Raw genomic sequence first — 14,844 nt, forward strand, 5'->3', positions numbered from 1 at the left:
CACTAAGCCGCATGGCGCACCGGCTCCCGGTGCGCCTCCCGAAGCACCCGCTTCAGCAGCTTGCCGTTCTCATTGCGCGGCAACTCATCCATGAATTCAACGCTGCGTGGGCATTTGATGCGGGACAGCTTGCCCCTGCACAAAGCCAACAATTCCTCAGCCAGTTCCTGTGTTCCGGGGACCCCGGCCTTGAGCTGCACCACCGCCTTGACCTCCTGCCCGTATTCCTCATTCGGCACGCCGATGACAGCCGATTCGGCGACCGCGGGATGCTCGTCGAGGACGATCTCCACCTCGCGCGGATAGATGTTCACGCCTCCGCAGATGATCAGGTCGGTGCGCCGGTCGCTTAAATACAGGAAGCCCTCGGAGTCCATGTGCCCGAGATCACCATAGGTTCCCCACCCGCGTCCGTTGAATGCCTGGCGGGTCTTTCCCTGATCGTTGTGATACTCAAAAGCCACGCCGCCGTCGAAGTAGATCATCCCGATCTCTCCGACGGGAATTTCGGCATCCGCGTCGTCTTCCGCCACCACGTGCACCGTGCCGCAGATCGGTCGGCCGACCGATCCCGGATGGGCCAGCCAGTCTTCGGAGCCGATGTGCGTGACACCGACGTTTTCCGAGCCGCCGTAATATTCCTCGATCACCGGCCCCCACCATTCGATCATGGCCCGCTTCACGTGAACCGGGCAAGGCGCTGTCGCGTGGATCGCACACCGCATGCTTGAAACGTCGTGCTTCTGTTTGGCCTCCGGCGGCAACGCCAGCATGCGCACGAGCATGGTGGGCACCCAGTGGGAATGGGTCACACGGTGGCTCTCGATCGTTTCCAGTGCCAGCAGGGCATCGTACTTGCCCATGATGACGCAGGTGCCTCCGCATTCGATCGTCCGGATATTGAAACGCCCCAAGGCGTGATAAAGCGGCGAAGTCGACAGATAGACGGACTGCGCATCGAAGCGAAAGATCGAGCGCAGGCGCTGCTCCAGCAACGGCAGCTCCCGGCGCCGCTCGAACGGCAGGAGCGCCCGGCGTATCCCCTTGGGAAACCCGGTCGTCCCGGACGAATACATGAACTCCCGCCCCATGGGATGCTCAGGCAGCGGCGAAACCTCCGGAAACGCGTTCAGCGCATCCGGGTATGACGCCAAGCCAGGTGCTTCGCCATCGACCAGATAACGATGGGGAAGCTCCTCAGGCCGCAACTGCCCGGCGGCCTCCGCGGCCAGCCCGGCCGTGGCCCTGCTGGCCATCAGCACCAGGGCCTTGCTGTCGCGCAGGATGTAGGCGACCTCGGCCCCCTTCAAATGGGTGCTGATGGGCACATAGTAGAGCCCCGCGCGGCGAGCACCCCACCACAACTCGAAAGTCCGCACATGGTTCTCGAGCAGCAGTCCGACCGTATCGCCCGGCTGCAGACCGAGCGAAATCAGCCATTGCGCCGCCCGGTTGCCCCGCTCATCCAGTTCGCGGTAGGTCAAATTCCCCGAGCCATCGGCCATGCGAATGGCTGGCTTGTCCGGTTGTTTGATCGCCCAATCATGCAGCGACGGCATTACTTGCCTCCCACGCGTTCAATCAGTTCAAGAACTTTGCGCGCTTGCTTGAGATGCGGCATATCCAGCATCTTGCCATCCAGGCCCACCGTTCCGAGACCGGGATTGGCGGCAAAGACGTCGACTACGCGCCGCGCCCAGGCGACTTCGTCCGCCCTTGGAGTGAAAGCCTCGTTGATGACATCCACTTGCGCCGGATGGATGGCAATTTTCCCGGTGTAGCCGGATTGGCGCGATTGCTGGGCTTCTGCCCGCAGCCCGTCGGAGTCGCGATAGTCGGCCCAGATGGTGTCGACCGGCTGCACGTTGGCGGCAGCCGCCCCGGAAAGGCAAAGCGCCTTGGCCATGGCATACACGGTGTCGTATTCGCCCGTTGGCCGGCGATTGGCGCTGGCGCCCAGTGCGGCCGCGATGTCCTCGGCGCCCCAGGTCAAGCCGTGGAGCCGGTCGCTGCAGCCAGCGTAGCCACCCAGTGCGAACAGGGATTGAGGTGTTTCGGTCGCCACCGGCATGATGCGTATCAGGCCGGGGCTGAGGCCCTCGCGCGCCTCCAGCGCATCAAGGCAATACCCCAGATGGGCGATATCCGCCGGCCCATCGACCTTGGGAAGCAGAATACCGTCCGGCGCGCCAGCCACGACCGCCGCCAGATCCAGCATGGATGCCGGTGTTCCCAACGGATTGATCCTGACCCACAGCTTCTGCCGGGAGCGGTCCGGCCGGGACTTCAGGTACTCGACCACCATGCCGCGCGCCAGATGCGTACGCGACGGCGCTACTGCATCCTCGAGATCGAGGATCAGCGCGTCCGCCTTCGATTCCACGCCCTTGGACAGCTTGCGCTCGCTGTCGCCAGGCACGAACAGCAAAGACCTGAGCGGCGCATTCAGCTGGTCCGTCATGCTTTCTCCTTGGGCAACCGGTACATCAGCGCGCTGCGCTTGCAAGATGCCACCAATTCGTTGCGCTGGTTGTATGCGGTGTGCTCCAGCAGCACGATCCCGTTGTCCGGCCTGGAGCGGCTTTCGCGCTTCTCCAGAACCTTGGTCTGCACCCGCAGCGTATCGCCAGCGAAGACTGGCTTGGGAAACCTGACTTCATCCCAGCCAAGATTGCCAACCGTGGTGCCCAGCGTGGTATCTCCCACGGAGATGCCCACCATCAAGCCCAGCGTGAACGCGCTGTTCATCAGAGGCTTTCCGAACTCTGTCGTCCTGGCGTATTCAGCATCGATATGAACCGCTGCGGGGTTGTGCGTCATGCAACTGAACATCAGATTGTCTGTCTCGGTGACCGTTCGGCGTATGTCATGGATGAACACACGCCCCACCTCGAACTGCTCGAAATACAAACCTGCCATGAATCGCTTTCTTCACTTTGTTTACATGCATAACATATTCCATGAAATTCACATTATTGGCAAGCAACACTAGTAGTTACCCTAGATAGTATTTGCCTCATAATAATTGTGGTATCGTTGCATACTATATAAAACATGAAAGGTCACAGAAGGTGGCGACGACTACGGCCTACGGCATCACGGGCTTCGGCGGCTATGTTCCCCGATGGAGACTTGAGCGAAGCGCGATAGCGGCTGCCCATCAATGGATGGCGCCGTCGCTGAAGGGACTTGCAAAAGGGCAGCGCGCCTTCTGCGGCTGGGACGAAGACAGCATCACCATGGGCGTCGAAGCCGCCCGCGACGCGCTCAGCGAGCGCCCGCGCAAGGGCATCTCCCGCGTGACATTCGCATCCACCACGCCGCCTTTCGCGGATCTTCAGAACGCCACGATCGTGGCCAACGCGCTCAGCCTGCCCCGGCACATCCGCACCCTGGATATCGGCCAGTCTCAGCGTGCCGGCACCAGCGGATTGCTTGCTGCCCTTTCCGACGGCTCCGCGGAGACCCTGTTCGTGGCCAGCGACCGGCCCCGCGGCAAACCAGCCAGCGTGCAGGAAATCGGCAATGGCGCCGGTGCAGCAGCGTTCACGCTCGGAACCGACGGTGTCGTGGCTGAACTGCTCGGGTCGGCCAGCGAGAGCGCCATGTTCGTGGACCATTTCCGTGCGGCAGACGGCCAGTACGACTACTTCTGGGAAGAGCGCTGGATACGCGATGAAGGCTACATGAAGCTGGTGCCTCCAGTGATTGCGGCCGCCCTGGCTGAGGCCGGTGTCGGCGCCAAGGACATCCAGCACTTCATCCTGCCTTCGAGCTTCAAGGGCATCGCCACCGCAGTGGCCCGTGCCACGGGCATCCTCGCTGAATCCGAGGCCGATGCCCTCACCCAGAGCTGTGGCTACACCGGGGCCGCGCACGGCCTTCTGATGCTGGCCCATGTGCTGGAGCGCGCGCAAGCCGGCGAGCATATTCTGCTGGCAGGGTTCGGCCAAGGGTGCGATGCCTTGGTACTGCGCGTGACCGATGCCATTGCTCAGGCCCGCCCACGCCGAGGCATCAGCGGCGCGCTGGCAGATGCGCTGAAGACCGACGCATATTTGCGTCTGGCAGTCAACGAAGGAAGCATCGATCCCGACTGGGGCATGCGGGCTGAACGGCCGGTCAAGACGGCACTCACGGAGCAGTACCGCTCGAACGAGCAGATTTCCCACTTCCAGGCGGGGCACTGCCGAGCCTGCGGCACGCTTCAGTTTCCCCAACTGCCCTTCTGTGTGAATCCGGCCTGCAACGCGCCGTCCAGCCAGTTCGATCAGGTGGCGTTGGCCGACGCCAAGGCGCGCGTGATGACCTTCACCGCGGATTGGCTTTCCTATCACCCCGCTCCGCCGCTTTATGTCGGCTTCGTGCAGTTCGACAACACCGCGCGGCTGATGATGGAGATCGTCGACGTGGGCCCCTCGGGGCTGGAAGTTGGCACACCGGTGAACATGGTGTTCCGCATCAAGGACATGGACCGGGTACGGCAGTACCCGCGCTACTTCTGGAAAGCCACGCCTTCTCAGGCGTGATGGCGACCGGATATCGACCGCAACCGGATATCGACTGGAAATAAGTCATGGCTACAGGCATCAAGGACAAGGTCGCCATTCTTGGCATGGGTTGCTCCCGCTTCGGTGAGCGTTGGGACGCCGGCACCGCCGATCTGCTCGCGGAAGCCTTTACGGAGGCACTTGCCGATGCGGGCATAGAACGCCGGCAGATCGAGGCCGCCTGGTACGGCTCCGGAGTGGACTCGGTCAACGTCGGCAACTCGGCGATTCCCGCTTCCATGGCGCTGCGCCTGGACGGCATTCCCGTCAGCCGGGTGGAGAATATGTGCGCCACCGGCACGGAGGCGCTGCGCAGCGCGGCGTATGCGGTCGCGTCTGGCGCGGTGGACATCGCGCTCGCCATTGGAGCGGAAAAGCTCAAGGACACGGGCTACGGAGGCCTCCCCTCTCCTTCAAAGGCACCTTGAACGACCTCTGGCTGAACCTGGGATCCGCCCCTGCGGGCTTTGCCCAGCTGGCCGCCGGCTATCGCAACAAGCACGGCATCTCGGCTGAGCGCCTGAAAGAGGCCTTGGCTCATGTCTCCTGGAAAAGCCATGAGAACGGAGCGCTCAGCCCGAAGGCTCACTTGCGCAAGCGGGTCAGCAAGGAACAGATCATGAATGCCCCCATGATCGCCGAGCCGCTGGGCTTGTTCGATTGCTGCGGCGTCAGCGATGGCGCGGCCGCGGCCATCGTGACCACGCCGGAGATCGCGCGCGCCCTGGGCAAGCGGGATCTGGTGTCGATCAAGGCCATCCAGTTGGCCATCGGCTCCGGCGTCGAATCCTCAACCGATCAGTGGGACGGCGCCAGCGTGCGCACCACACGCCTGGCAGTCAAGAAGGCCTATGCGGAAGCAGGTATTGACAACCCGCGCGAGCAACTGGATCTGATCGAAGTCCACGACTGCTTCTCGATCACCGAGTTGGTGACGATGGAAGATCTTTTCATCTCGCCGGAAGGCAAGGCGGTCGACGACATCCTGGATGGGTTCTATGACCGCACGGGCGGCGGCGTACCCTGCCAGGTCGACGGCGGGTTGAAGTGCTTCGGCCACCCCATTGGTGCCTCGGGCCTGCGCATGGCCTACGAGGTCTATACCCAGCTTCTCGGGCGTGCGGGAGAACGGCAGCTTTCGTCGCCGTCCGTGGGTCTGACGCACAACCTCGGCGGCGTCCCCTTCCAGGGCATCGCGGCCATTTCCATCCTGGGCCTGCACGCCTGAGCATCATCCTCCATCGGAGAAGAAGGAATAATCATGAAACTTTGTGAAGGCCGAATCGCCATCGTGACCGGCGCGGGCCGAGGCCTCGGGCGGGCCCACGCGCTGATGCTGGCCAAGCATGGCGCCAAGGTAATCGTCAACGACCTGGGCTCCAGTGCCGATGGCATCGGGCAAGACACCTCGCCGGCTCAAGAAGTGGTAGAGACCATTCGCGCCGCAGGCGGCGAGGCGGTGGCCAACGGGGCCAACGTTGCCACCTGGGACGGTGCCAAATCCCTGATCGATACCGCCGTGAGCCATTTTGGCGGACTGGATATCCTGATCAACAATGCCGGCATCCTGCGGGACCGCATGCTGATCAACATGACGGAACAGGAATGGGATTCGGTGACCAACGTCCATCTCAAAGGCACGTTCGCACCGACACACCATGCGGCCAACTACTGGCGCCAGCTGAGCAAGGATGGCAAGAAGGTCGATGCGCGGGTAATCAACACCAGCTCGCATTCCGGGCTGTTCTGCAACATCGGCCAGGCCAACTACGCGGCCGCCAAGGCGGGTATTGCCGCCTTCTCGCTGGTCGCCGCGCGGGAGCTTCAACGCTACGGAGTCACCGTCAACGCCATCGCCCCGCGCGCCACCACGCGCATGACCGAAGGCTTGGTCCAGTGGACTCCCGAGCAACTGGAGCGCCGGGAGCCCGAGTGGATCGCGTCACTCGTCACTTGGCTTGCCAGCGGCCAGTCCAGCGGCGTCAGCGGCCGCGTCTTCGAGGCATGGGGTTATGGGTATTCGGTAGCGGAAAGCTGGCAGCATGGCCCGCTCGCAGAAGCCAGCAAGGATCCTTCCACGTTGGGGCCGGAGATCACCCGCATCGTGGGAGAAGCGCGCAAGAACGCGGGCATCGACCGCGATACCTGGATGGACATCTGACGGCCATGCTCGACAAAACCGTCGGCAGCCTGAGCGAAGCTGTCAGCGAAATTTCCGACGGCTCGACCATTCTCGTGGGTGGATTCGGAGGCTCAGGCGCTCCGATTGCCCTGCTTGACGCGTTGATCGGACACGGTGCGCGCGACCTGGTCATCGTCAGTAACAACGCGGGTAGTGGCCCCGAAGGCCTCAATGCCTTGATCGCGACTGGACGGGTACGCAAGCTCATCTGCTCCTATCCGAAGTCACCCGCCACGAGCCAGCCGCTGGCGGCAGCTTTCGAGCAGTTGTACCGCGCCGGCAAGATCGAGCTGGAGTGCATTCCTCAAGGCACCCTGGTGGAGCGGATGCGTGCCGCGGGCGCTGGACTCGGTCCGTTTTTCTCGCCCACGGGATACGGAACGCTGCTGGCGGAAGGCAAGGAAAGCCGCGTCATCGATGGCGTCGGTTATGTGCTCGAACAACCGATCCGCGCGGACTATACGCTGGTCAACGCCGATCGCGCGGACCGCTGGGGCAACCTGACCTACCGTCTGGCCGGCCGCAACTTCGCCCCGGTCATGTGTACCGCGGCGCGGTGCACCATCGCCCAGGTCCGTGAGATCGTGCCCCTGGGCTCGATCCTGCCCGAGCAAGTCATCACTCCCGGGATCTTCGTTCAGAAGGTAGTTTGCCATGCCGCCTGACCATACGACGAATACGGCGCTCCGCCGCCTCGATCGAGCCTCCATGGCCCGCCTCGTCGCCAACGACATTCCCGATGGCTCGTTCGTGAACCTTGGCATCGGCTTGCCGGTATTGGTGGCAGGCCAACTGCCGCCCGGGCGCGAGATCATCCTGCACAGCGAGAACGGCATTCTCGGCATGGGTCCTCTCGGCCCCGGGAAAGACCCGGATCCGGATCTCGTCAACGCGAGCAAGGAGCCCGTCAGCTTGCTGGCTGGCGCCTCCATCAGCGACAGTGCGTTGTCTTTCACCATGATGCGCGGCGGACACCTGGATCTGAGCGTGCTGGGCGGGCTCGAAGTCTCCGCGCAAGGTGACCTGGCGAACTGGCATACCAATGTGCCCAACGCCATCCCCGGGGTGGGCGGCGCGATGGATCTGGCCATAGGCGCCAAGCGCGCTTTTGTCATGATGGAGCATCAAACCCGGGACGGTCGTCCCAAGATCGTCGAACGCTGCAGCCTGCCCCTGACCGGCGCTGGCGTAGTGGACCGCATCTACACGGATCTGGCGGTCATCGACGTCAAGCCGGACGGGCTGTGGGTTCAAGCCATGGCCGAAGGTTTGACTCGCGAGCAACTCCAGGCAAGAACAGGGGCCCCGCTTCGCTGGATGCAGGACTGCCGTACGCTACCCGTCAACGCCTGATCCTGATGCACCCATTTCAACAGCCGCGCCACACAGGCTGACGGCCTTGGGCGAAAGCATCGACCGACTCGCGGTAGTCGGCAGAATGGCGCAACGCCTCGATCGAGGGCGCCTGCAGCGCCCACCCCGCCTCGTCGCCCTGGCCGGCGCAGGTGCGCACGACCGTGACCGAAGCCTGCACCGAGAGCGGTGCCTGTTGCGCGATGCGCTCTGCCAGCGCTCGCGCCTGTGCAAGCGCCTGACCCGGCTCGCACAGATGATTGATCAAGCCGAGCGTCTGCAGGCGCTCGGCCGGCCACGGCTCACCGGTCAGCACCATTTCCATGGCCAGGTTGCGCGGCAGCCGTTGCGGCAGGCGGAAAAGACCACCGGCCGAGGCAATCACGCCGCGCCGCACTTCCGGCAGGCCAAACGCGCTGGTACGGGAAGCCACGATCAGATCGCAAGCCAGCGCGATTTCCAAACCGCCCCCGAGTGCCAACCCCTCGACCGCCGCGATCAACGGCTTGGCCGGCAGTTGTTCGAGCAACCCGAACCAGCCACGCCGTTCGCCCCTGGGGAGCACACCTTCGCGTGCGGCAGCCTTGAGATCAGCGCCCGCGCTGAACACCGTGGCCGATCCCGTGATGATCGCCACCCGCAGGTCGCCATCGGCCTCGAACCGGTCGATCTCGGCCTCGATTGCTCTTGCGGTCGCCAGATCAATGGCATTGCGGACTTCGGGGCGATCGATCGACAGCACCAGCACAGGGCCAGACGCCTGGCACGAAAGCCTTCTGCGCTCCATGCCATCAACCACGGAGGGCTCCTTCAGCCAGCAGACGGCGGAGCTCGCGCCGGAGGAGCTTGCCTTGCGGACTGTACGGCAAGGCCTCCACGATGCGGATCTCCCGCGGCCGCTTGATACGGCCAAGCCGTTGAAGCGCAAAGGCATCGACGGCACCCATGGCATCCGGCAGCAAACCGTCCTCCAGAGCCTGTTTGCCGAGCACCACGAAAGCCACCGGACGCTCGCCAAACTCGCTGTCGGGCGCCCCCACAACCGCTACTTCAGCGACGCTGGGCATTTCCAGCAGTGCTGCCTCCAGCTCCTGCGGATAGATATTGACACCGCCAGAGATGATCATGTCGTCGAGGCGGTCCGTCAGAAAAAGGTAGCCGTCCGGGTCGACGTAGCCTATGTCGCCAAAGGTCTGCCACCCTTGGCGGCTCGTGCGCATGGCTGTTTTCTCTGGAGCACCGTGATAAGCGAATGGCGCGATGCCGGAAAAAAACACACGTCCGGCTGTCCCGTCGGGCAGTTCCTCGTCACCATCGCCCAGGATGTGCAACTGGCCCTTCCTGGCACGCCCGACAGATCCCGGCCGGTGCAGCCACTCATCAGCTGTGATGGCTGTCAGCCCCACGCCTTCGCTGCCCGAATAGTATTCTTCCAGTATGGGGCCCCACCAGTCGAGCATGGCCCGCTTGACCGGCATGGGACATGGTGCGGCGGAATGCAGAGCAAGCCGATGATGCGGCGCCTTGAATCGTTCGCGCTGCTTTTCGTCCAGGGCCAGCAGGCGCTGAAACATGGTCGGCACCCATTGGGAGTGCGTGATCTGCTCGCGCTCCAGCAAATCCAGCGCCTTGCTCGCTTCGAACTTCTGCATCACATACACCGAGCCGCCCGCCGCCAGAAATGCCAGGCCGAACCGGAGTGGTGCTGCGTGGTAGAGCGGCGCGGTAGAGAGGTACCGCGAACCCTCTGACACATCGAACATGGCGATCAGATCCTGCGCAAAGGGCGGGCAGGTAGACACGGTCGGAGACAAGGCTCGCCATACCCCTTTGGGGTGGCCGGTGGTGCCCGACGTGTACATCATGAGCGCCCCGGACGACTCGTCCGCCACGGGAGTCACCGGCGCGCTCGCCAGCAGTGGATCCATGGGCAGGAATCCGCCGACTTCGCCACCCACGCTCAACCAGACCTGCGAACCGCTCACGATCGAATGCAATGTCTTCAGAATCTGGCCCAGGCCCGCATCGGCAAGCACCACGCGTGCGCCACAGTCACGCACGATGTAGGCTGCATCTTCCGCCGAGGCGGTGGAAGGGACTGGCGTGATGTAGGCCCCCAGGCGATACGCCGCCCAGACCACGGCGAATACCGAAGCGCCATTGCCCATCAAGGCCGCGATATGGTCTCCCCGCTGGATCCCTTGCGCGCGCAGCACATGGGCCATGCGATTGGCCTGGGTTTCGAGTTCGCCGTAGCTTGTATTCACGTCCCCCACGCGCACCGCCAGGCGGCCGGGGTCGCTGAGCGCCCAATGGCGCAGATCCAGTGTCATGCCTTCTCCTCCAGAACGAATGACTCAGCTCAGCCGGCCTCCCGGTTAGAACGCCACTTGATCTCCGCCCTTGAGCTGAAGAATCTCACGGGCCTCGGCCGGCGTGGCGACTTCCAGGCCCAAACCCTCGATGATCTCCCGCGCCTTGAGAACCTGTTCCGCATTGGTCTTGGCGAGTTGACCGGCCCCGATCCACAGGCTGTCTTCCAGGCCCACGCGCACGTTGCCGCCCATGGACGCGGCCATGGCCGCCACCGGCATCTGGTTGCGGCCCGCCCCAAGCACCGACCAGCGGTATGCATCGCCGAACAAGCGGTCCGCGGTACGCTTCATGTGCATCACATCTTCAGGGTGAGCGCCTATGCCCCCCAGAATGCCGAACACCGTCTGCACAAAGAACGGCGCTTGCACCAGGCCCCTATCGACGAAGTGAGCCAGGTTGTACAGGTGTGAGGTGTCGTAGCACTCGAACTCGTAGCGCGTACGGTTGGGCGCCAGCTCTCGAAGCGAGGTCTCGATGTCACCGTAGGTGTTCCGGAAAATCAGGTCCTTGCTGCCTTCCAGGTAGGGGCGCTCCCAGTCGTGCTTGAATTCCTTGAAGCGGTTCAGCATGGGAAACAGGCCGAAGCCCATGGTGCCCATGTTCATGGAAGCCACCTCGGGTTTGAGCACCAGCGCCGGCTGGATACGTTCCTGGACCGTCATGTATGGCGAACCACCCGTCGTGAGGTTGACCACGGCATCACAGCTCGCCCGGATTTTTTCAAGAAACGGCCGGAAGGCTTCGGGCCGTTGATCGGGTCGCCCTGTCTTGGGGTCACGCGCATGCAGATGGATGATCGCCGCACCGGCACGCGCCGCGCCAATAGAAGACTCCGCGATCTCCTCAGGCGTCACTGGCAGATGCGGCGACATGGATGGCGTATGGATGGCACCGGTCACGGCGCAACTGATGATGACTTTTCCGCGCTGCATTTCAACTTCTCCTTCGTTCCTTCCGGCCAAGCATCCGCTCATACCGTAGATACCCGCAGATTTGGGATAAGAATCATTCGATACCGTATGGTACAGTACTTTTTAGCAATCACAACCAAAACGGAGACAAGGCATGAAAGCATTGTTGTGCGAGGGCTGGAATGGGTATCGGGGCCTGAAGTTCGTGGATACACAACCACCTGCCTTGCCTGCTGGCTGCGTCCGCATTGCGGTGGCGTATTCCACGGTAAGTTTCGGCCAGTTGCTCGTCGTGGCAGGCAAGTATCAGCGCAAGCCGCCCCTGCCCTTCGTGCCCGGCACCGAAATCTCCGGCGTCATTCTGGAAACGGCACCGGACGTCTCTGGTTTCAAACCTGGCGACCGCGTCGCCGCCAGCCTCGACTGGGGAGGCTACGGCGAGCAAGCCATCGCCACGGTAGAGACGGTATGGCATGTGCCAGACGGCGTCGGGCTCAAGGATGCTGCCACGATCCCCTTGACCTATGGCACCGCCTATGCGGCGCTCCATTGGCGAGGTGGCCTTGTCCCAGGGCAAACACTGCTGGTCCATGGGGCCGCGGGCGGAGTCGGCCTTCCTGCGGTCGAGTTGGGCACACTCGCGGGCGCTCGCGTGCTGGCGGTGGGCAGCAGCCAGGAACGGTTGCAGCTGGCTCGCGCCCATGGGGCCGACGAGGGGCTTTTGCATACGGAGCCAGATCTCGGACAACGCATCAAAGCCTTGACCGAAGGGCGCGGTGCGGATTTGGTGTTCGATCCTGTAGGCGGAGCGCTATTCGACGAAACGCTGCGTGGCACCGCGCCACTCGGACGCATTCTGATCATCGGATTCGCCAGCGGCACCATTCCGCAGATACCGGCCAATATCCTGCTGGTCAAGAACATCGACGTGATCGGATTCAACTTCGGGATCTATCTTGGCTGGTCACCCGTCGATGAACGCAAGCGCCATGCGGAAAAACTCCGGACGATGATGCAGACGCTCTTCGGCCTGGCGCTCGAGGGCCGAATCAGGCCCACCTCCTCGGATTGCTTTCCTCTTCAGGAGTTCAGTTCTGCCTTCGAAGCCGTGGAAAGCAGGAAGTCCTTTGGACGGGTGCTGATCGAGGTGGGAGGCGGCTAAGATTTTCGCAAAAGCTCCTCTCCGTCATTCCCGCGCAGGCGGGAATGACAAAAGTGACATTCAGGGCTTTTACGACAACCTCTACCGCCGCTTCTACAAGCTCTGCTTTAGGAGTGCATCAATCGACCAACGCCCCTGCCGTTCGCAACCCTGCCATTTCCTCGGCCGAAAACCCTGCTTCCCTCAGTACGGCGTCATTGTCAGCCCCCACACCAGGTACTTGCGCCGCCATGGCAGCAGGATCGGCGCCAGGATGGCGGGCTGCAGGCAGCGCGCCGACACCAGGCAATTCAATCGTCCCGAAAATACCTTGCTGGCGCGATTGCGGATGATCGGCCAGTTGGGCGTAGTCAAGCACTTCGGCGTGCAGCACCCCATGATGCCGCAAACGCTCTACCCACCACGCAGACGGCTGGCGCCTCAGACAAGCCGCCGTCGCCGTGTTGAGCACCGATGCGTGGGCCAACCGGGAAGCCATGTCTACGAAACGCGCGTCGGTCTTCCAGTCGGTCTGTCCCAGCGCCTCACAAAGCGATGCAAACATGGCCTCATTGCCGATTGCCAAGGAGATGAAACCATCCGCTGTCTGAAACATCCCGCTGGGGGCGCTGCTGGCGCTGGAAGGCGCGGGCGACCCCGCAGCGGCGCGCAAAGCGCTCTCCACGATGGCCGTCGACTGAAACGCGGCGCATGCCTGCAACAGCGACACTTCCACGTGATCGCCCACGCCTTCTCTTTCGCGGCGCAGCAATGCAGCCGTGGTCATCTGCGCGGCATACAGGGCCGTGGCGATATCCGCGACATGAAGCCCGATCCGCCGGGGGTGCCCGTTTCGTCGCCATTGACCTTCATCATGCCCGTCATGGCCTGCATCACGGTATCCGTCGCCGGTAGATCCACCAGAGGCCCATCAGCGCCAAATCCCGAGATCGACACATAGACCAGGCGCCGATCAGCCGCGCACAGAGCGGCCGCACCCAGCCCCAACCGTTCGGCCACACCAGGGCGAAAGCTCTGCACCACCACGTCGGCCCGGCGCGCCAACCGCCTCGCGGCGGCCACACCATCGGGCTTTCGAAGATCAAGACAAAGGCTGCGCTTTCCGGCGTTGCAGGCCAGAACAGGGGCCGTGAACCCCGCCACCGGAGCGAACCCCATCTTGCGCGCCCAATCCCCGCCGGGAGGCTCCAGCTTGACGACTTCCGCCCCCTGCTGCCGCAACATGAACGCGCAGTAAGGCCCCGCGATCCCCTGACTCAGATCCAGAACCCGCAGGCCTGCGAGTGCAGCCGATAACCGAGTCACGTCAAAATCAATCGAAGTTGATATTGGGCAAGGCCGCGAAAATCTTGGTCCACCGCGACAGTTCGTCATTCAGGGCCGCCGTGGAGGCCGTGCTATCAAGGCCAGTCGCATCGGCGCCAAATACCGCGAACCTGGCTTTGAACTGCGTTGATTTCACGATCTTCACGGTCTCGCTCGACAGCTTGTCGACGATGGCCTTGGGCGTGCCGGCGGGCGCAAACAGCCCCCACCATGGAGAGAAAGGCTCCATGCCCGCCACCCCTTGCTCGGCAAACGTCGGTACCTCTGGCAACGAAGCCGAACGCTGGCTGCCCGTGACCGCCAGCGGGCGCAGCTTTCCGTCCTTGACAAAAGGCGCTGGCACCCCGATGTCAGCCACCGCGAATTGAATCTGCCCGCCGACCAGCGCGGTAATTTGGGGCGAAACACCTGCGTACGGCACGTGAATCAGCTTGATCCCGGTCTGCTTGCTGAGGTATTCACCCAGCAGATGCGCGCTCGATCCGTTGCCATAAGAACCGTAGCTGAGCTCACCGGGTTTTGCTTTGGCCGCCGCGATCAATTCCTTGACCGATTTCACGGGCACCGCTGAATTGGCATACAGCACCAGGGGTGTGGTGCCGACATGCGAAACCGCAATCAGATCTTTCTTGACGTCATACGGCAAATTCTTGCGCGTGAACGGCGCCATCACGATCGGCGTGCTGGTGGTAAACAGCAGCGTATAGCCATCCGGCTCGGCCTTGGCCACTTGCGCCGTTCCCAAAGTCTGTGCAGCGCCCGGCTTGTTCTCCACCACCACCGGTTGGCCCAGCGACTTGGTGAGCCCTTCGGCCACCAGGCGTGCCACCACATCGCTCGGGCCGCCCGCGCTGGCGGGAATGATCAGCCGGATCGGCTTGTTCGGATAAGCCGATTGAGCGTGTGCCGGAGCGGCAGCGCCAAGCGCCACGGCAAGAAGCATGAGCAAGCGACGGTTCAAGACGGTCTCCAGTTGGAATTAGT

14 protein-coding genes and 1 pseudogene are annotated in these 14,844 nt (G+C 63.1%); 7 read left to right on the plus strand and 8 right to left on the minus strand.

The features are described from left to right. Nucleotides 1-2: 2 nt before the first annotated feature. The 3 genes from WJU18_RS25045 to WJU18_RS25055 are packed head-to-tail and all read right to left on the minus strand — an operon-like array spanning nt 3 to nt 2,919. The gene (locus WJU18_RS25045) at nt 3-1,559 is read right to left on the minus strand and encodes an AMP-binding protein (RefSeq protein WP_423456491.1); all 1,557 of its coding nucleotides are present in this window, start codon (nt 1,557-1,559) and stop codon (nt 3-5) included. Then, nucleotides 1,559-2,461 carry an HpcH/HpaI aldolase/citrate lyase family protein gene (locus tag WJU18_RS25050; protein WP_423456492.1) on the minus strand — a complete coding sequence of 301 codons (903 nt, stop codon included), beginning with the start codon at nt 2,459-2,461 and terminating at the stop codon, nt 1,559-1,561. Before WJU18_RS25050 ends, WJU18_RS25045 begins: the two co-directional genes overlap by 1 nt. Continuing rightward, a complete protein-coding gene (locus WJU18_RS25055; protein WP_423456494.1) occupies nt 2,458-2,919 on the minus strand; it encodes a MaoC family dehydratase in 462 nt (153 codons plus the stop codon). Before WJU18_RS25055 ends, WJU18_RS25050 begins: the two co-directional genes overlap by 4 nt. Before the next feature lie 152 nt (nt 2,920-3,071). Between WJU18_RS25055 and WJU18_RS25060 the strand changes: the two genes are divergently transcribed. The 6 genes from WJU18_RS25060 to WJU18_RS25085 are packed head-to-tail and all read left to right on the plus strand — an operon-like array spanning nt 3,072 to nt 8,085. Beyond that, on the plus strand, nt 3,072-4,529 hold the full coding sequence (locus WJU18_RS25060) for a hydroxymethylglutaryl-CoA synthase family protein (protein ID WP_423456496.1): 1,458 nt from the start codon (nt 3,072-3,074) through the stop codon (nt 4,527-4,529). Nucleotides 4,530-4,576: 47 nt separating this feature from the next. Beyond that, nucleotides 4,577-4,978 carry a hypothetical protein gene (locus WJU18_RS25065; protein ID WP_423456497.1) on the plus strand — a complete coding sequence of 134 codons (402 nt, stop codon included), beginning with the start codon at nt 4,577-4,579 and terminating at the stop codon, nt 4,976-4,978. Then, on the plus strand, nt 4,975-5,778 hold the full coding sequence (locus tag WJU18_RS25070; protein ID WP_423456499.1) for an acetyl-CoA acetyltransferase: 804 nt from the start codon (nt 4,975-4,977) through the stop codon (nt 5,776-5,778). Before WJU18_RS25065 ends, WJU18_RS25070 begins: the two co-directional genes overlap by 4 nt. Nucleotides 5,779-5,811: 33 nt before the next feature. Next, on the plus strand, nt 5,812-6,711 hold the full coding sequence (locus tag WJU18_RS25075; protein ID WP_423456501.1) for an SDR family oxidoreductase: 900 nt from the start codon (nt 5,812-5,814) through the stop codon (nt 6,709-6,711). 5 nt (nt 6,712-6,716) lie between these two features. Beyond that, a complete protein-coding gene (locus WJU18_RS25080) occupies nt 6,717-7,397 on the plus strand; it encodes a 3-oxoacid CoA-transferase subunit A (protein ID WP_423456502.1) in 681 nt (226 codons plus the stop codon). Then, nucleotides 7,387-8,085, plus strand: a complete 699-nt coding sequence (locus WJU18_RS25085; RefSeq protein WP_423456503.1) for a 3-oxoacid CoA-transferase subunit B — start codon at nt 7,387-7,389, stop codon at nt 8,083-8,085. Before WJU18_RS25080 ends, WJU18_RS25085 begins: the two co-directional genes overlap by 11 nt. Nucleotides 8,086-8,101: 16 nt before the next feature. Here the strand turns inward: WJU18_RS25085 and WJU18_RS25090 are convergent, their stop codons facing one another. From WJU18_RS25090 to WJU18_RS25100, 3 genes are read right to left on the minus strand one after another with little or no spacing between them, the layout of a single operon-like run. Next, nucleotides 8,102-8,884, minus strand: a complete 783-nt coding sequence (locus WJU18_RS25090) for a crotonase/enoyl-CoA hydratase family protein (RefSeq protein ID WP_423456505.1) — start codon at nt 8,882-8,884, stop codon at nt 8,102-8,104. Continuing rightward, complete coding sequence (locus WJU18_RS25095; protein ID WP_423456507.1) at nt 8,877-10,418, minus strand: AMP-binding protein; 1,542 nt, start codon at nt 10,416-10,418, stop codon at nt 8,877-8,879. The genes WJU18_RS25090 and WJU18_RS25095 overlap by 8 nt, the downstream gene beginning before the upstream one ends. 45 nt (nt 10,419-10,463) lie before the next feature. After that, nucleotides 10,464-11,393: a 3-keto-5-aminohexanoate cleavage protein gene (locus WJU18_RS25100; protein WP_423456508.1), complete on the minus strand. Its 930-nt coding sequence runs from the start codon at nt 11,391-11,393 to the stop codon at nt 10,464-10,466. A gap of 133 nt (nt 11,394-11,526) precedes the next feature. On the opposite strand from WJU18_RS25100, the gene WJU18_RS25105 reads away from it, so the two are divergent. Then, a complete protein-coding gene (locus tag WJU18_RS25105; protein ID WP_423456510.1) occupies nt 11,527-12,534 on the plus strand; it encodes an NADPH:quinone oxidoreductase family protein in 1,008 nt (335 codons plus the stop codon). Between the two features lie 118 nt (nt 12,535-12,652). Here WJU18_RS25105 and WJU18_RS25110 read toward each other — a convergent pair. Together WJU18_RS25110 and WJU18_RS25115 are read right to left on the minus strand one after the other, a co-directional pair. Next, nucleotides 12,653-13,908 (minus strand): annotated as a pseudogene (locus WJU18_RS25110) (CaiB/BaiF CoA transferase family protein). Further along, entirely contained in the window at nt 13,847-14,821 is a 975-nt protein-coding gene (locus WJU18_RS25115; RefSeq protein ID WP_423456512.1) for a Bug family tripartite tricarboxylate transporter substrate binding protein, read from the minus strand. Before WJU18_RS25115 ends, WJU18_RS25110 begins: the two are co-directional and overlap by 62 nt. Between the last annotated feature and the right edge of the window lie 23 nt (nt 14,822-14,844).

The sequence above is a fragment of the Ottowia sp. VDI28 genome (genome assembly GCF_049532675.1).
Taxonomy (GTDB): Bacteria; Pseudomonadota; Gammaproteobacteria; order Burkholderiales; family Burkholderiaceae_C; genus Ottowia.